At 45.6% G+C, this 252-nt stretch carries 1 protein-coding gene; it reads left to right on the forward strand.

Features of this window, described 5'->3' with window-relative positions; genetic code table 11:
- Window positions 1–252: TRAP transporter large permease subunit (locus AC2Q9J_RS18250; RefSeq protein WP_499042136.1), on the forward strand; the 252-nt coding region annotated here is incomplete at both ends.

Genomic DNA, 252 nt, shown 5'->3' on the forward strand with positions numbered 1-252 from the left:
TACACAATTCTTTTAACTCTCGTGGTTGCCCATCTTCGCAAAACCTCGCGTTTGGGATTCAAACAGGTCTTAGAGGCGCTTGCGGATGGTGCTAAACAATCCTTATCAGTGATGTCTGCCTGTGCGGTGGTTGGTTTAATTATTGGTGTGGTGAGCTTAACCAGTTACGGATCGGTCATGACCTCTTATATCATGAGTGTCGGGGGAGGAAATCTGTTCCTGACCTTATTAAATACTATGGTCGCTTCCATG

It is taken from the genome of Planococcus sp. RAB007_Raresut, from assembly GCF_057369535.1.